11 protein-coding genes are annotated in these 17,097 nt (G+C 72.2%); 6 read left to right on the top strand and 5 right to left on the bottom strand.

The features are described 5' to 3' along the window. Positions 1-200: 200 nt before the first annotated feature. The 4 genes from HD596_RS22735 to HD596_RS22720 are packed head-to-tail and all read left to right on the top strand — an operon-like array spanning position 201 to position 5,831. Positions 201-638 carry a hypothetical protein gene (locus HD596_RS22735; protein ID WP_185071352.1) on the top strand — a complete coding sequence of 146 codons (438 nt, stop codon included), beginning with the start codon at positions 201-203 and terminating at the stop codon, positions 636-638. Next, a complete protein-coding gene (locus tag HD596_RS22730; RefSeq protein WP_185071351.1) occupies positions 635-2,134 on the top strand; it encodes a glycosyltransferase family 2 protein in 1,500 nt (499 codons plus the stop codon). Before HD596_RS22735 ends, HD596_RS22730 begins: the two co-directional genes overlap by 4 nt. Continuing rightward, positions 2,131-4,143 (top strand): glycosyltransferase, encoded by a 2,013-nt coding sequence (locus HD596_RS22725; RefSeq protein WP_185071350.1) that lies wholly within the window; start codon positions 2,131-2,133, stop codon positions 4,141-4,143. Before HD596_RS22730 ends, HD596_RS22725 begins: the two co-directional genes overlap by 4 nt. Then, positions 4,140-5,831 (top strand): glycosyltransferase family 2 protein, encoded by a 1,692-nt coding sequence (locus HD596_RS22720; RefSeq protein WP_185071349.1) that lies wholly within the window; start codon positions 4,140-4,142, stop codon positions 5,829-5,831. The genes HD596_RS22725 and HD596_RS22720 overlap by 4 nt, the downstream gene beginning before the upstream one ends. Here HD596_RS22720 and HD596_RS22715 read toward each other — a convergent pair. From HD596_RS22715 to HD596_RS22700, 4 genes are all read right to left on the bottom strand, one after another. Then, positions 5,828-7,117: a homoserine dehydrogenase gene (locus tag HD596_RS22715; RefSeq protein WP_313044647.1), complete on the bottom strand. Its 1,290-nt coding sequence runs from the start codon at positions 7,115-7,117 to the stop codon at positions 5,828-5,830. The two genes, HD596_RS22720 and HD596_RS22715, sit on opposite strands and share 4 nt — an antisense overlap. After that, on the bottom strand, positions 7,114-8,496 hold the full coding sequence (lysA, locus tag HD596_RS22710) for a diaminopimelate decarboxylase (protein WP_185071348.1): 1,383 nt from the start codon (positions 8,494-8,496) through the stop codon (positions 7,114-7,116). The genes HD596_RS22715 and lysA overlap by 4 nt, the downstream gene beginning before the upstream one ends. A 124-nt stretch (positions 8,497-8,620) precedes the next feature. Continuing rightward, positions 8,621-9,244, bottom strand: a complete 624-nt coding sequence (locus HD596_RS22705) for an anticodon-binding protein (protein ID WP_185071347.1) — start codon at positions 9,242-9,244, stop codon at positions 8,621-8,623. A gap of 22 nt (positions 9,245-9,266) precedes the next feature. After that, complete coding sequence (locus HD596_RS22700; RefSeq protein ID WP_185071346.1) at positions 9,267-11,111, bottom strand: hypothetical protein; 1,845 nt, start codon at positions 11,109-11,111, stop codon at positions 9,267-9,269. 72 nt (positions 11,112-11,183) lie between these two features. Here HD596_RS22700 and HD596_RS22695 point away from each other — a divergent pair, with 72 nt between their 5' ends. Both HD596_RS22695 and treS read left to right on the top strand, forming a co-directional pair. Next, positions 11,184-12,818, top strand: coding sequence for an asparagine synthetase B family protein (locus HD596_RS22695; RefSeq protein ID WP_185071345.1), 1,635 nt, complete (start codon positions 11,184-11,186; stop codon positions 12,816-12,818). A gap of 263 nt (positions 12,819-13,081) precedes the next feature. After that, a complete protein-coding gene (gene treS / locus HD596_RS22690; RefSeq protein ID WP_185071344.1) occupies positions 13,082-14,797 on the top strand; it encodes a maltose alpha-D-glucosyltransferase in 1,716 nt (571 codons plus the stop codon). On the opposite strand, the gene HD596_RS22685 is transcribed toward treS, so the two are convergent. Beyond that, entirely contained in the window at positions 14,784-17,051 is a 2,268-nt protein-coding gene (locus HD596_RS22685; protein ID WP_185071343.1) for an ABC transporter permease, read from the bottom strand. The two genes, treS and HD596_RS22685, sit on opposite strands and share 14 nt — an antisense overlap. Positions 17,052-17,097: the final 46 nt, after the last annotated feature.

Raw genomic sequence — 17,097 nt, 5'->3', positions numbered from 1 at the left:
GCGCCTACCTTACGCCCGTTTTACTGACGGGTAGACGCGTCCGCCACATTCGGCAGGCCCTACGCCGCAGGTGGAGTGGAGGCGATTCTCAGTTTTCCTCCAGGAAGCTATGGCACGGTAGGTGCCGGTGTTTATTAAGGTGTCAATAATCCAGTGATGTCCTCGACGCCTCTGATGTTCCAAACGAAAGGTATGCGCGGATGCTCTCGCCCCGCCGACTGGCAGCGACCGCCGCACTCCTCGCAGCTCTCACCGCCGGTGTGCTCGCCCTGCTCGTCACCGCCGGCCTGATCACTTTCGGCGCGGCAGCGGTCACGGTGGCCTTCCTGGTCACCCTGGCGGCCCTCGCCTTCCTCGTGCTCATCGTGCGCCGCCTCGACGGCAAGGCGCACCGCATCGATCTGCGGATCAAGAAGTACGAGGCCGAGCTGGCGAGGACCACCACAGCGCTCAAGAACATCGAGACCAGGCTGGACCTGCTGGTGCAGGCCGTCGAGGACTCCGCCGCGCGGCGCGCCGACGACCTCGGCGCCATCCTGGCCTCGCTCGGAGAGGACCGGGTCAACGCCATGGCGCGGGCGCGAGAGGTGGAGGAGCTGCGCGCGGAGGTTCGCGCGCTGGCCAGGGACTCCGTATGACGCGGGTCCGGCACAACGACTACGGGACGCTGCGGCCGCCGGCGCTGGGGGCGTGGGAGCCCTCGCTGCGGGTCTCCGTGGTCATCCCGGCCTACGACTGCGCGGAGGCGCTGGAGCGCACGGTCCCGGCGCTGGCGCGGCAGACGTACCCGGCCGAGCTGGTCGAGATCGTGGTCGCGGACGACGGCAGCCGGCCGCCGCTGGAGGTGGCGGGCGCGCGGGTCGTACGCGTGGCCGACGGGTGGGGACGCGGCGCGGCCCGGCAGGCCGGCCAGCTCGCGGCCACCGGCGACGTGATCCACTGGCTCGACTCCGACATGCTCCTCGCGGACGACCACATCGAGGCGCACATGCGCTGGCACCACCTGATCGACCACGCGGTGGTGATCGGGGACGTCCGGTTCGTCGAGGAGCCGGGCGAGGAGGGCGTCCAGTCCGCGTACACGAGGAAGACCCTGGAGTCGACCAGGTGGCTCAAGGACGCGGGCGCGAGCGCGTACCTGCTGCACACGGGCGCCTCCACGTCCGTACGGGCCGATCTGCTGCGCGCGGCGGGCGGCGTGGACACCTCCCTGAACATGGCCGAGGACACCGAGCTCGGATACCGGCTGGCGCAGGCGGGGGCGGTGTTCGTCCCCGACGCGCAGGCCAGGGCATGGCACGTCGGGGCCTCCACCGTGATGCTGCGGGAGAAGGAGGTGCACCGGCACAACTGGTCCTACCTGGGCGATCTCATCCCCGACCTGCGCTGGCTGCGCAGCCACCCCCGGCGTCACTGGCGGGTGCCGTACGTGCGGGTCGTCGTGACGGCGACCACCTACGAGCAGACGCGGGCGAGCGTCGACTCGGCCCTGGCGGGCACCCTCGCCGACGCGGCCGTCACCATCGTCGGCCCCTGGGGCAAGCTGACCGGCGAGCGCCGCTCCAGCCTCGACGACCCCCTCCTCGACCTGCGCCTGCTGCACAATCTCTACGCGTACGAGCCCCGGGTCGTGTTCGCGGAGAGCGTACCCGCCTCCGCCGCGCCCGCCCCCTTCCTGCTCCGCCTTCCCACCGGGTGGACGCTGGGCGCCGACACGCTTTCCAGGCTGGTACGCCACGCGGACGGCGACCTGCTCGGCCTGGTCAGCGTCGCGCTGTCGGAGGACGCCTCCGGGGTCGTGGCCGCCCGCCTGGAGCGCACGGCCGCCTTCTCCCGCGCCGCGCTCCACGAGGGCCGGGCCGACGACCTGGTGGACGAGATGTTCGGGTCGGAGTGGGTCAGCGGGCGCGAGTTCGGGTTCATGCCGGAGGAGGAGGCCGAGCCCCTGGCCGGCGAGCCCGCGAAATGGCGAGGGCTGGCCGGGGAGCGGCTGCGCGAGATCAAGGAGCTGCGGGCGGAGGTGGAGCGGCTCGCGGCCGAGGTCGAACGGCTGTCCGCCACGCCGCCCGACGACGAGTCCGCCGCGCGTGGCGGGCTGAGCTCGCTGATCAGGCACCTGCGGAGCGCCGGATGATCCGTCAGCTGCTGGCGGAGCTGCCCGATGCGCGGGTCTTCTTCGCCGGAATCGACGACGTCGCCCCCCTCTACACCGCTCCCGCGACTGCCGGGGTCTCCGCGGCGACCCGCCACCAGTCCGCGGCGCAGGAGGCCCGGCAGGCCGTGGACCTCGATCGGGACCTGCTGGAGCCGCCCACCGAGGCCGAGCAGGTGGGCGAGGTCCTCGTGCTCGCCAGGACACCGGCCGACCTGCGCAGGATCGCGACGCTGCACAAGCTGCTGCCGCAGGCCGAGCGGGTGGTCGTGGCCGTGCTCGACACGCCCGCCGCACACCCCGCGCCGGTCCCCACCCCCACCCCCGCGCACCGGTGGCGGTCCTTGACGGATCTGCGGGTCTACCAGCCCAGGAACCGGGTCTGGGTGGTCGACGCCCGCTTCTCCGCCGCCACGCCCGCGGGCCGTACCGTGACCGCGACGGCGCGGGCGTTCGCGGGCCACCGCCTCGACGTGATCGCGGCCCCGGCGGCGGCGATCGCGGGCGTCGGAGCGGCCGACTGGCGCCCCGGCGACCCCAACGCGACCCCCGCCGAGGTGACGGGGCCGGTGCCGGAGCGGGTCGGCGCGCCGGGCAGCGACGTGGTCCTGCGCACCCTGGGCCACCCGTCGATGGAGGGCGCCTCCCCCGTCCCGGATGCCGCACCGGCCGACGACGAGGCGGAGAACGTGGAGTGGGCCGGGGACGAGACGCCCATCGAGCGGCCGACGCTGCGGGCGGTGTCCTGGGAGCACCTGGGAAGGCCGGGCATGGCCGACTCCCCGCTGGCCGATCCGGACGTGCTCGGCGAGCCCTCCATGGTCCCGCCCGTGGACGAACGCCTCGTGAACCCCCAGGGTTTCGTCACCACCCCCTCCCGCGGCATGGCCTGCCTGGCGGAACGGGACGGCCGCTGGTCGGTGGTGCTGGACGGCAAGGTCGTGACGTCGTTCGCCGAGTCCGGCGGGGTCACCGACGCCGACGTGGCCAGGCTCCGCCAGATCCGCGGCGTCGAGGTGGACTGGCGGCACGCGCACAGCGGTCCCCTGGCCGCCGTACGCGTGCTGACCGGCCTGGCCGCCGCCGGGGTGCCGCTGCGCGCGCAGGCCGTGCCGCGCTGGGCGGGCGCGCTCGGCACCGAGATCATCGAGCTCGTCGAGCACTGCCCGGACCTCTCCGACGACCTGCGGCGCGAGGAGCACAGCATCCGCCTGCGCCGCGCCGCGCTCCGCACGCACGGCGTCGCCGCGAGGTGGGAGCAGCTCGGCGCGCCCGCCCCCGCGCCGCCGCTCACCTCGGTCCTGCTGGCCACGCGCCGCACCGACATGGTGTCGTTCGCCCTCGACCAGGTGGCCCGCCAGCGCGGCGCCGAGCTGGAGGTGATCCTCGCCCTGCACGGCGTCCCCAAGGGCCACCCGGACGTGGCCAGGGCGATCGAGGCGTTCCAGGGCCCGCTGACGGTGTTCGAGGCCGATCGCCAGGACGTGTTCGGTGAGGTGCTGAACCACGCCGCCGCCAGGGCCTCGGGCTCGTTCCTGCTGAAGATGGACGACGACGACTGGTACGGTCCCGACTTCCTGTCCGACCTGCTGCTGGCGCATTCGTACTCGGGCGCCCAGGTGGTGGGCACGGTGCCGGAGTTCGTGTACCTGACGTCCATCGACGTCACCGTGCACCGCAGGCAGGTGACCGAGCAGATCACCAGCTTCGTCGCCGGTGGGACGATCCTGGTGGAGCGCTCGGCGTTCCAGGCGGTGGGCGGGTTCCGGCCGTTGCGGCGCTCGGTGGACACCCAGTTCCAGGAGGCCCTGCAGGCGGCGGGCGGCCAGATCTACCGTACGCACGGGCTCGGCTACATCCTGCGCAGGGGCCCGGCGGCCAACCACACCTGGCAGGAGCCGATCGGGACGTTCCTGCAGCGCAACAGGCAGCAGTGGCGCGGCTTCCGCCCGAACGCCCTCATGGCCCTGGACGGGAGCCCCCTGCCATGACCGGCATCCCCCGCATCCGCCGCAACGACTTCGGCGTGCTCGCGCCGCCCGCCCTGGGCGCCTGGGAGCCCACGCTCACCGTCACCGTCGTCATCCCGGCCCACGACCGCCAGGAGACCCTGGACCTCACCCTGGCGGCCCTGTCCGCCCAGAGCTACCCCGATCACCTGCTCGACGTCATCGTGGTGGACGACGGCAGCGCCACCCCGATCCGCCTCCCGGAGCTCGTCCCGGCCAGGACCAAGCTGATCCCCAGCCCGCCGGGCGGCTGGGGCCGGGCCTGGGCCGTCCAGGCGGGCCTGGACGCCGCGACCGGCGAGGTCGTCCTCGTGCTGGACGCCGACATGGTCCCGCACCGGCGCCACGTGGAGGCCCAGCTGCGCTGGCACCACCTGGCCCCGTACGTGGTGGTCCTGGGCTGGATCGACTTCACCGCCGCGACCGAACTCCCGACGCAGGAGCGGGTACGCCAGGCGCTGGAGTCGGAGGAGGAGGGCGAGCTCTTCCCCCTGTCACCGCACCGCCACGACTGGGCCGAGCAGATCATCCGCGACCACGACGGCCTGCGTAGCGCCCCCAGCTCCCTGGCCACCCGCATCCACGTGGGCGCCACGGCGTCGTACCCGGCCGAGCTCCTGCGCTCGATCGGCGGCCTGGACACGTCCCTGGTGCTGGCAGAGGACACCGAGCTGGGCTACCGGCTCACCCAGGCGGGCGTGGTGTTCGTCCCGGACCCGGAGTCGCGGGCCTGGCACGTCGGGCTGCCGACGGCGATGCGCGACTTCCAGGCGCTCAAGCGCTACAACGACCCTTTCGTCGCCGACCGGGTCCCCTACCGCCGCTACCTCCGCACGGACCCGGGGCGGCAGTGGCTGGTGCCGTACGTGGACGCGACCGTGCCGGCGGGCCCGTACGAGGACGTCCGGGCGACGGTGGACGGCCTGCTGGCCGGCACGATCCCGGACGTCAGGGTCACCGTCCCCGGCCCCTGGGAATCCCTGACCGCCGAACGCCGCTCCCCGCTCGCCGACCCGCACCTCGACCTGCGCCTCATCCAGGCCAACTTCGCCGGCGACCCCCGCGTCCACCTGACCGGCCCTCTGGAGGGGACGGCCCCGTTCCGGCTCTCGGTGCCGCCCGGCTGGGTCCCGTCGAAGGACACGCTGGAACGCCTGCTGGACCACATGGAGCAGCACGACCTGGGCGCCCTCTGCCTGGCCCTGGAGGAGACGGCGCAGGGCGTCACGATGGCCAGGCTGGACCGCACGGCCGCCCAGTCCAGAGCCGCCCTGGTGGCCGCCCCGGACGACGAGTGGGACGACCTGATCGACGCCCTCTTCGGCTTGGAGTGGCTGGACGGGCAGAGCTGGGGCTTCAAGCGCCGCCCGGCAGTCTATCCGCCGCGCAAGAGGCCCGTCCCGGAGCTCGTCCGGCTCGCCGCCGAGCACGAGAAGAAGATCGCCCTCTACCGCAAGCGCACCGCCGCCCTCCGCGCGGAGCTCGCGCAGCTGCGGCGGGAGGCGGGCAAGAACGCCAGGGACGCGGCGCGCTGGCGCGAGAAGGCCGAGACCTGGCGCAGGGAGGCGGTCCGCCTCGCCCGCGCCCAGAACCGCACGGTCCTCAAGCGAGCCGTCCGCAAGGTCCGCGCCCTGGCCTTCCCCGACGACTCCCCCACGCGCGAAGGCTAGTCGTCGCCCTCCACGCGCATCACGCTCGCCACGGCGCGGACGATGTCCAGCTCGCGCAGCCCCTCCATGGTCGCCGACAGCGCGGCGTCCGTGGCGCGGTGGGTGACGATGACGAGCTGGGCGTCGTCGCCGTGCCCCTCCTGGCGTACGGTCTGGATCGACACGTCGTGCTTGGCGAACAGCTCCGCCACCCGCGCCAGCACGCCCGGCTTGTCGGCCACGTCGAGCGCCACGTGGCAGCGCGTGACCGTGTCGCCCATGGGATGGGCCGCCAGGTCCGCGTACGTCGACTCCTCCGGCCCGTGCGTGCCCGCCAGGCGGTTGCGGGCGACGGCCACCAGGTCGCCGAGGACCGCGGAGGCCGTCGGCGCCCCGCCGGCCCCCTTGCCGTAGAACATCAGCTGCCCCGCCGACTCCGCCTCCACGAACACCGCGTTGTACGCCTCCCGCACCCCGGCCAGCGGATGCGACCGCGGGATCATCGCGGGGTGCACCCGCACCCCGAACGAGCGGCCGTCCTCGGAGCGGGCGCAGATGGCCAGCAGCTTGATGACGTAGCCCATGGCCTTGGCCGAGGCCACGTCGGTGGCGGTGATCTCGGTGATGCCCTCGCGGTGCACGTCGGCGGCCGTGACGCGGCTGTGGAAGGCGAGCCCGGCCAGGATGGCGGCCTTGGCGGCGGCGTCGAAGCCCTCGACGTCGGCCGTCGGGTCGGCCTCCGCGTAGCCGAGCGTCTGGGCCTCCTCCAGGGCGTCGGTGAAGGACGCGCCCGTGGTGTCCATCTTGTCGAGGATGTAGTTGGTGGTGCCGTTGACGATGCCGAGCACGCGCTTGACGCGGTCGCCCGCCAGCGACTCGCGCAGCGGGCGCAGCAGCGGGATGGCGCCGGCCACGCTGGCCTCGAAGTAGAGGTCGCCGTTGCCCTGCCTGGCGGCCTCGTGCAGGGTGGCGCCGTCCTCGGCCAGCAGCGCCTTGTTGGCGGTGACCACGGACTTGCCCTTGGACAGGGCCGCGACGATCAGCGAGCGGGCGGGCTCGATGCCGCCGATGACCTCGATGACGATGTCGACGTCGTCGCGCGTGACCAGCGCCTCGGCGTCGGTGGTGAGCAGCGCGGGATCCACCTCGACGTCACGCTTGCGGCCGAGCCGGCGTACGGCGACCCCGGCCAGCTCCAGCGGGGCGCCGATGCGCGCGGCCAGGTCGGCGGCCTGCTCGTGCATGAGCCTGATGACCTGCGAGCCGACGACGCCGCAGCCCAGCAGCGCCACTTTCAGCGGTTTCACAGCTGCCCCCTCAACAGGTCGTCCTCGGTCTCGCCCTGCACGATCACGCGCGACCTGCCGCCGGAGACGGCGACCACGGCGGGCCTGGGCAGGTAGTTGTAGTTGCTGGCCAGCGACCGGCAGTAGGCGCCGGTGGCCGCCACCGCGATCAGGTCGCCGGGGACGAGGTCGGCGGGCAGGTGGAAGTCGCGCACGATGATGTCGCCGCTCTCGCAGTGCTTGCCGACCAGGCGGCTGAGCATGGGCTCGGCGGTGCTCTCGCGGCTGACCAGCGCCGCGGTGTATTCGGCGCCGTAGAGCGCGGTGCGCACGTTGTCGCTCATGCCGCCGTCGATGCTCACGTACGTGCGCAGGCCCTCGACGTCCTTGACGGTGCCGACCGAGTAGAGGGTGATGCCGCCGGGCCCGACGATGGTGCGCCCCGGCTCCACGGTCAGCCTGGGCACGGGCAGGCCGGCGTCCGTGCACACCTTGGTGACGATCTCGCGCAGCCCGTCGGCCAGCTCCTTGATGTCGGGCGCCTCGTCGCCCTCGACGTAGGCGATGCCGTAGCCGCCGCCCAGGTCGAGCTCGGGCAGCACGACGCCGTGCTCTTCCTTGATCTGCACGAGCAGCGCGGTCAGGCGCCTGGCGGCCACCTCGAACCCGGCCGTGTCGACGATCTGGGAGCCGATGTGGGAGTGGAGCCCGACGAGCTCGAGCTGCGGCAGGGCGAGGATCCGGCGTACGGCCTCCGCGGCCGCCCCGGTGTTGAGCGACAGCCCGAACTTCTGGTCGTCGTGCGCCGTCGCGATGAACTCGTGCGTGTGCGCCTCGACCCCGGTGGTCACCCGGATCATCACGTTGGGCCGCTTGCCCAGCTCCTGGGCGAGGTGGCCGAGCCTGGCGATCTCCTCGTAGGAGTCGACCACGACGTGGCCGACCCCGACCTCCAGCGCCCTGGTCAGCTCGGCGACGGACTTGTTGTTGCCGTGCATCGTGATGCGCTCGGGCGGGAACCCGACGCTGAGGGCCACCGCCAGCTCGCCGCCGCTGGCCACGTCGAGCCCGAGGCCCTCGTCGTGGAGCCAGCGCACGATCTCCTTGCACAGGAACGCCTTGCCCGCGTAGTGGACCTCGGAGCCGGCGAAGGCCGTGGCGTAGTCGCGCATGCGCGAGCGCACGTCGTCCTCGTCGAGGACGTAGAGCGGCGTGCCGTGCTCGCGCGCCAGCTCGCGCACGTCGACGCCGCCGACAGTGAGCGTGCCATCGGTCCGGGTCGACGTTCGCGGCCAGATCGCCGGGTTGATCCGGTTGAGGTCGGCGGGCGCCAGTGGAGGGCGCTCGTGGGGCAGCATCTCGGCGTGCCGGTCCCCGGCGGGATGGACGAATCGACTCACCTGATCGAGGCTATCGGAACCGCAACCAAGCCATGACCTTCTGCCCACGTATCGAGACGCGATCAAGCCCAGCAAGGGATATTTTTACGATTTTTCGCCGTTTGGCCGGATATTTTGCGACTCGTTACATCCGTTCCGGCCCAGGAAGCACACCCGTCACGGCCTCGGCCAGCCGCACCCGCGCCGTGTGCACCGGCGTCGGCGCCTCGTCGCCGACCGGGACGGCGGGCGCGTGCTCGTGCGCGTCGTGATAGGCCAGGGCCAGCCGTACGAGGTACGTCTCCCACCCGGGCTGCCTGCTCACCGTCCGCCCGGGCAGCTCGGCCAGCACCCGCAGCACCCGCCGGTCGTACGGGCCGTCGAGCAGCTCCGCCCGGAACCCCTCCGACGGCACCCCCAGCTCCCGCGCCCACCGGAGCACCGCGCGGGCCCGCACGTGGCCGTACCGCACCACGAACCCGGGGTTGTCCCAGGTCCGCGGGAAGTCCGGCCACGGGGGCTCCGGGAGGTCGAGCGGCGCGACGCGCGTCACCAGCTCCCCCGGCTCGCTGACCACGATCCGCAGGAACCCGTCCCGCCGGACCTCCACCGAGGACACCCCGTCCAGCTCCCGCACCCGCCCGGCGAGCGACTCGGCGGGGACCTTCCCGCGCAGCGCCGCGGCGGAGACGTAGACGGCCTCGTCCTCCCACGTCCCCTCGGGCGCCGGCGGCTCCCCCAGCACGTCGGCCAGTTCCGCGGGTGTCATGGCCGAACCCTAGCCCCGGGGCTCAGATGAGCGCGTGCGGCTCGGCGGAGCCGTACTCGACCAGGTGGGCCGCCCCGAGCAGCCAGCGGTCCTCGTCGCGCACCCGCACGTAGCCGAACCGGTCGGCCGAGAACACCTTGATCCCGTCCGTCCGGCACTGCCGCATGAGCACCTCGTCCCATCCGTCCGTGAGGTCCGCGAAGCCGATCTCGCGCAGGGTGTTGCGGCGGGCCAGGAGGGTCGCCCCGGCGATCTCGGGGAGGTAGGTGTACTCGGCCTCGGGCTGCTTGAGCAGCGTGGCCTGCGGCTTGCGGAGGTGGGCGTAGAAGGCCGCCTTGCCGACGATGTCGGCGGTGCTGAACAGGAACGCCCGCCGCAGGTCCGACAGGTAGTGCGGGCCGTAGACGTCGCGCGGGTCCATGACCGCGACCAGGTCGGCCTCGCACAGGTCGATGCCGGCGTCGAGCATCGCGCCCTCGGTCATCGCCGGGTGCGGGCGGCGGTAGACGATCTCCACGTCCGGCAGCACGTCGCGGGCCCGCAGCTCCGACTCCGGCGGCCCGATGACGATGAGCTGGTCGACCCCCGACTGCTTGGCGACCTGCGCCAGCGCGTGCTCCATCAGGTACGGGTCCATGATCGGCAGCAGCACCGAGGTGTTGAGCGTGGCGCGGGCGCTGGGCAGGCCGATCGCGTCGAGGAGCTCGTCGATCCGCTCGGTCATCGTGCCCATCTGGTACGCCCGCCGCAGCGCCACGTGCGCCCGCCGCGTGTCGGCCTCGGTGCCGATGGGCGTGCCGCAGGCGGCGAGCTCGGCCAGCCGCCACTGGGGCGTGCCCGGCGGGCAGTCCACCGCGGCCGGCCAGCGGTAGGAGGTCAGCACGTCGGGGTACGTCAGGTGCCCGGGCAGGAGCTGGTCCAGCGTGAGGACCCGGTCGATGCGCCCGCCGGAGAGCGGCAGCGGGTTGTGCACCCTCGGCTGCACCCCGAACTGCAGCCGCGGCCAGGCCACCGTGAGATCGGTCGTGAACCGGTGCTCGAACAGCTCGGCCGCCGCCGCGTACGCGGCCACGTCGCCCCGCGTGTGCCAGAAGACCGTGCGGATGCCGCGCTCGGCGCACCAGGCCAGCAGCGCCTTGAGCCCCTCGCCCGGCTCGCCGGTGATCTCCTCGGCCCACGGCCCGTGCTCGACCGACTCGACCACCAGCAGGTGGGGCACCTCCAGCGGGAGCACCCTGGCGAAGTCGCGCGGCGTGAAGCCGGTCGTCTGCCGCCACTCGTACCGCAGCAGCGCCTCGGCGTGCGGGTCGGCGATGACCGCGGCCGTCAGGTGCGGCCTGGTGTTGGGTCCCGTCGGCACCCGGAAGGGCTTGAGCTTGAAGGAGGCGCCGCCGAGCGTCCTGGTCGTGCTGGTGGCCTGGAACGCCGCCCCGGGGCGCTCGTCCTTGGCCTTGGCGGCCGTGGGGGGCTTGCGCTTGGGCGCGACGGGCCGCTTGACGGGCTTGGCCGCGCCCCTGAGCCCCTTGGCCAGCCGGACCGGGTTGCTCTTGCCGCTCTTGATCGCGTCGCCGAGGCGGTTCCAGCGGGCGACCTTGATCGAGGACAGCTTCCAGTTGGCCACCTCGGCCTGGAAGCGCTGCTCGGCCAGCTCCCTGCGCAGTTTGTCGGCGGCCGCCTGCTCGGCCTCCAGCCGCTCCTCGGCCTCGCTCAGCCGCTCGGCCAGCGATCTGGCCTCCGCGGCGCTCTGCTCGGCGGCGGCCAGTTTGGCCTCGGCGGCGTCCAGCAGCCTGGCCAGCTCGGCGGCGCGCTCGGCCTGCGCGACAGCATCCCGCAACGCCCGGCGAGTGCTCTCAAGCTCCGTCGACAATTGACCCTCCGCTCCCTCAGCCCGGCAAAGGATACTCTTTTTGCCTGAAGCGTCTCGAAGGGATGAGATCCGGTGCAGTTCAACGTGCGGCCCTACGTCTGCGGCGCTCTCGGCCGGATCGATCCCGCCGTACTCGGCAAGCTGACGGCGGCGGGGCCGAGGCTCCTGCCCGCGCTCCAGTCGGCCGACGCGGCGCTGTTCAGCTCGGCGCCGCTGCCGCCCTACCACCGCTGGGGGCCCGCGTACGCGTTCTCCTGGGGCGAGCGCAAGCCGTCGGGCGACGACGACTGGATGACGGTCGCGGAGACGTACGAGACCCCCGGGCTGATCGGCGACGGCGACAGTGTCACGCTCCACACGGGCGCCCTGGGCCTCGTGGACGTCTACTACGTCCGCCTCGGCGAGGCGGTCTACTTCTCGTCGCAGATCAAGCCGCTGCTCAGCCTGGTGCCCGTCCAGATCGACTGGTCGGCGTGGGCGTCGATCCTGCAGGTGACGTTCCCGCTGGGCGAGGCGACGCCGTACGCGGACGTCAAGCGGCTGCCCGGCTCCAGCGCCCTGGTGTGGCGGCACGGCCGGCTCGCGACCGAGCGCAGGCTGCCGCGCTGGCTGCGTTCGGAGCCGTACGAGCGGTGGATCAGCCCGCGCGAGATCGTCGAGCTGCTGGACGAGGTCTACCAGGACTACGCGGGCCGCAAGCTGCTCGTGCCGGTCAGCGGCGGCTACGACTCGCGGCTGCTGGCCAGCGTGGCCAAGGCCCGCGGGATGGACGTCGAGTCGTGGACGACCAGCCCTGACGACGGCACCGACACCGACATCGCGTTCGCCAGGTCGATCACCAGGGAGCTGGGCATCCCCCACCGGGTGATCACCCAGGACGCCGCCGACTACCCCGACGACGCCGTCGAGGTGGCCCGCCGGCTCGAATACCTGACGCCGCACCACGCCTGGTACGCGCCCTTCGCCAAGGAGGTGCACAAGGCGGGCCGGATCCTGGTCGACGGCCTGGCCGGCGGGCCGCTGCTGAAGAACTTCATGGTCAGCGGGGCCGCGCTGGAGGCCACGACGCAGGCCGAACGCTCGGCGGCCGTGCTCGGCTCGCTGTCGCTGGGGGCGCCCTCGCAGCCGTTCCTGTCCAAGGCCGCCGCGCAGTGGATGGAGGAGACCGTGCGCGAGCAGTTCCTGGCCGCCACCTCCATGCTCCACGGGCACCGCGCCGAGCTGCCGCTGTCGGTGCTGCACACCAGGACCGTGCGCGGCATCGCGCGCTCCGCGGTCAACCTGGTGGGGCCCGAGGCGTCGTTCGCGGCGCCGTTCATCGACCCGCGCTTCTTCGACGCCGCGCTGTCGGTCGGCGTGGCCCGCAAGGACAAGGGCCGTTTCTACCGCGAAGTGCTCCACGCGGCCAATCCACGGGTGGCCGCACTCCCCTCGACGAATGTGGTCAAGCAGCCACTCCAAAGGGTGCCGCTGCGTTCCACGGCCGCCCCCGCCCGAAATTATTCGCACCGCATGCTGGAGACTGTGGTGAGGAGAGTGCCGGGACTGCTGTCGGACGAGCTGCACGAGGTGGTCTCAGGCGGTCCCGACGCTTTGACCAGGTTCAACGGCTGGAACGATCGTTTCTGGGTGCGGGGGTTGGTGCTCTTCGGGCTGTGGCTGAGCGACTTCGAGAACGACCTCTCGGACCTTGCGCCACCTTTTTAGTGAACTCTCGGTAACAGGGCGATTACGTACGGATCTCACGGGTATTAACCCCTGCACAGCAGAAGCGGGTTCCGGAAAGCCAACGGGCTGGTAGTGTTCGGCCCGTAAGCGCCGCACAAACGGGCACCAGATCACAAATCCGGTCTCGTTCTAGGGCAGTGGAGTTCGCAGGGATGACGACTCCACGCGGCGCGGTCACCAGATAACAACGCCGGGGCAACCGGTGACTTCGTCCTGCCCACATCTCTTCCTGTGAGCGACATATGATCAACGCATCCCCATTGCCGGAGCCGATCTCCGAGGCGTTCGTCTCTGAGGATCCAGCCTGGTACAAGCGGGCGGTGTTCTACGAGATCCTCGTCCGGGGGTTCAAGGACTCCAACGGCGACGGCACCGGCGACCTTCGCGGTCTCATCGAGAAGCTGGGCTACCTCGAGTGGCTCGGCGTGGACTGCCTGTGGTTGCTGCCGCTGTACGAGTCGCCCCTGCGCGACGGCGGATATGACATCTCGGACTACATGAAGATCCTCCCGGACTTTGGGGACCTGGGAGACTTCGTGCAGCTGATCGAGAAGGCTCACGAACGTGGCCTGCGGATCATCACCGACCTCGTGATGAACCACACCAGCGATCGCCACCCCTGGTTCCAGGCGTCCCGGCACGACCCCGAGGGTCCGTACGGCGACTTCTACGTGTGGTCGGACCACCCGGGCGGCTATCCCGACGCCCCGATCATCTTCATCGGCGCCGAGGAGTCCAACTGGACCTACGACCCGGTGCGCAAGCAGTACTACTGGCACCGCTTCTTCCACCACCAGCCGGACCTCAACTATGACAACCCGGCGGTGCAGGAGGCCATGCTGGAGGTGCTGCGGTTCTGGCTGGACCTCGGCATCGACGGGTTCCGGCTGGACGCGGTGCCGTACCTGTTCGAGCGTGAGGGCACCGCGTGCTCGGGACTGCCGGAGACGCACGCGTACCTGAAGAAGATCAGGGCCGAGGTGGACCGCCTCTACCCCGACCGGGTGCTGCTGGCCGAGGCCAACGGCTGGCCCGAGGACGTGGTCGAATACTTCGGCGACCCCACCACCGGGGGCGACGAGTGCCACATGGCCTTCCACTTCCCGCTCATGCCGCGCATCTACATGGCGGTCAAGAAGGAGACCCGCGAGCCGATCTCCGAGATCATGTCGCGCACGCCCAAGCTGCCCGACAACGCGCAGTGGGGCATCTTCCTCCGCAACCACGACGAGCTCACGCTCGAGACGGTGAGCGAGGAAGAGCGCGACTACATGCACAAGGAGTACGCCAAGGACCCGCGCATGCGGGCCTACCTCGGCATCCGCCGGCGCCTGGCCCCGCTGCTCGACAACGACAGGGACCGGATCGAGCTGTTCACGGCCCTGCTGCTGAGCCTGCCGGGTTCGCCGGTCATGTACTACGGCGACGAGATCGGCATGGGCGACAACATCTGGCTGGAGGACCGCGACTCGGTCCGCACGCCGATGCAGTGGAGCCCCGACCGCAACGCCGGGTTCTCCTCGGCCGACCCCGGGCGGCTCTACCTGCCCGCGGTCATGGACCCGATCTACGGCTACCAGGCGGTCAACGTGGAGGCCCAGCAGCGCCATGAGGGCTCGCTGCTCCACTTCACCCGCAAGATGCTGGAGATCCGGCGCAACCACCCGGTGTTCGGCGTGGGGGCGTACACGGAAATGTGGTCCTCGAACCCCTGCGTGCTGACCTTCGTCCGCGAGGACCGCGACGACATCATGCTCTGCGTGAACAACCTGTCGAAGTTCCCGCAGCCGGTCGAGCTGGACCTGCGCAGGTTCGAGGGGATGGTCCCGGTCGAGGCGCGGGGCGGGGTGGAGTTCCCGCCGATCGGCGAGCTGCCGTACCTGCTGACGCTGCCGGGGCACGGCTTCTACTGGTTCGCGCTGAAGAAGAAGGAGAAGGCCGCTCTCAGCGCGACGTGACCGGCACCTGGGCACGGGCCGCGCGGCGGGCGGGAATGAGCGCCACCGCGAGGGCCGTGCCCACGGCGCCCACGACGGCGACGGCCAGCGTCAGGGCAGAGGGCGCGCGCCCGATGCCCGCGCCGACGCCGCTCGTGTGGCCCTGCAGGTCGATCAGCCCCGTCACCACGGACATGCCCGCCGCGGCGCCCGCGCCGACGCCGAGCACGACCAGCAGCCCGGTGCCCGTCACCAGCGTGGCCATGACCTGGCGCGGCGTCAGCCCCATGGCCTTGAGCACGGCCAGGTCGAACGCGTGGTCGCGCAGCCCCAGCGCGCTGGCGGTGAGCAGGTTGGCCAGGCCGATCAGCATCAGCACGGCGATCAGGGCCACGATCACCACCCGGATGATCGACAACCGGTCCGCCGGGTTGACCGCCGCCTGCACGTCGAGGCTCTCGGCCGACTCCGCCAGCAGCCGCCCGCGCACCTCGGCGGGGTCCGCGCCCTTCTTGAGGGCCAGCGCGTAGAACTCCGGCGGCACCGAGTCCTTGGCCGCCAGGCTGTCGAGCCCCACGGAGATCACCTCGCCGTCGAGGTCGGGCTCGACGGTCCTGCCGACGATCCTGACGATCAGCGGCGTGCCGCCCACGGTCAGCCGCACCCGGTCGCCGATCTTGATGCCCAGCAGGTCGAGCAGGCCCTGCCCGGCCACCGCCTCCCCCTGCCGGCCGTACATGCGCCCCTCGACCACCGGGAACGGGTACGGCTCCGTCGAGCTGCCGATGGCCCGCACGCGGACCGAACGGGCCATGCCGGGCGCCAGGGCGTCCACGTCGGTGCCCGGATAGACCGTCTCGACGTCCTCGTCCAGCTTGGCGACGCGCTCGGCCTCGGCCGGCTCGGCCTTGCCCGGCCGGACGTACAGGCTCGCGTGCTGGCCGACCTGCTCGGGGTGGTCGGCGAAGTTGTCGAGCGTGGCCCAGACGCCGAGCCCGATCGTGACCATCATCATCGGCACGGCCAGGCCGAACGCCGTCAGGAACGCCGGCACGCGCCTGGTGAAGGCGTCCCTGGTGCCGAGGACGAGGGCGGGCGGGAGGCGTACGAGGAGGGCCAGCCGGGCCAGCCTGGACAGGCGGCCGCGCGGCGGCAGGGCGGGCGCTGCGGGGATCGGCGGCGTGCGGCCGCCGCGCCACGCGGGCAGCCCCACGGCGGCCAGCACCACCAGGGCCGTGCCCGCGACGATGGCCAGCACGGGGATCGGCGCCACGGAGGTCGCGCCGAGCATCGCCGCCATCACGCCCCAGCCCACCACGGCGCCGATCGCGACGCCGAGCAGGCCCAGCGCGCCGTGCTCGACCAGGAGCAGCAGCGCGATCTGGCCCCTGGTGAAGCCCATCGACTTGAGCGTGGCCAGGTCGCGGAGCTGGGCCAGCACCCGGCCGCCGGCCGCGTTGGCCAGGGCGAGCGCGGCGGCCACCAGCCCGACCACCCCGAACAGCGCCAGCAGCGTGCCCAGCAGCCGGTTGTCCAGCTCCATGGCGGCCCTGACCTCGCGCCAGGTGTAGACCCGCTGGAGCTTGTCCTCCAGCATGACGACCACGCGCTGCGAGACGACCTGCGTGGCGTCGGGGTCGGCCACGCGCAGCCCGGTCACCCACTCGCTGCGGCCCAGCATGGGCTCGATGCGGTCGAGCATGACGGGCAGCACGTAGGCCAGGCCGGGCGTCCACTGCGGGTAGAAGCCCTGCTCGGCGGAGTCGGCGATGCCGCGTACGTACAGGGTGTGGCGCTTGCCGCTGAGCGCGATGATCGTGAAGGGGGCGCCGATCCTGAGCCGCAGCGAGGTCGCGAACGAGCGCTCGACCACCACGCCGTCCGGCTGGGACGGATCCAGCCACCTGCCCTCGGCCACCACCGGGTGCGCCACCAGCGGCGGTGTGGCGGGCATCGCGCGCAGCGCCGCGGGCTCCTTCTTGCCCTCCTGCGCCACGGTCACGGGCGCCGAGCGGTACGGGCCCGCGATCTGCGTCACGCCGTCGATGCCGCTCAGGTCGGCCTGGGGGCTGTCGTCGGTGTAGAGCCAGACGTGGGCGCCGTCGGTCTGGGCGAACAGGCTGCGCCACGGGTTGGTGCCCTCTTCCAGCAGGGTCGCCGCGGTGATCAGCGCGGCCACGATCCCGGCCACGGTCAGCACCGTCAGCACCGCCTGGCCCTTCCGGGCCCGCAGGTCCGCCTTGATCCACCGGCTCCCCGCCAGCGTGGCACTCACAGGTCCTCCTTCGTCGGACCTGTGAGTGCAGCACTGCTGTGTCCGA

The organism is Nonomuraea jabiensis (assembly GCF_014204795.1).
Lineage (GTDB): Bacteria > Actinomycetota > Actinomycetes > Streptosporangiales > Streptosporangiaceae > Nonomuraea > Nonomuraea jabiensis.
This window is presented reverse-complemented; position numbering and strand designations above follow the sequence as displayed.

Coding starts and splice junctions, on each gene's coding strand:
- HD596_RS22735 (WP_185071352.1), top strand. CDS start 201: ATGCTCTCGCCCCGCCGACTGGCAGCGACCGCCGCACTCCTCGCAGCT.
- HD596_RS22730 (WP_185071351.1), top strand. CDS start 635: ATGACGCGGGTCCGGCACAACGACTACGGGACGCTGCGGCCGCCGGCG.
- HD596_RS22725 (WP_185071350.1), top strand. CDS start 2,131: ATGATCCGTCAGCTGCTGGCGGAGCTGCCCGATGCGCGGGTCTTCTTC.
- HD596_RS22720 (WP_185071349.1), top strand. CDS start 4,140: ATGACCGGCATCCCCCGCATCCGCCGCAACGACTTCGGCGTGCTCGCG.
- HD596_RS22705 (WP_185071347.1), bottom strand. CDS start 9,244: ATGACACCCGCGGAACTGGCCGACGTGCTGGGGGAGCCGCCGGCGCCC.
- treS (WP_185071344.1), top strand. CDS start 13,082: ATGATCAACGCATCCCCATTGCCGGAGCCGATCTCCGAGGCGTTCGTC.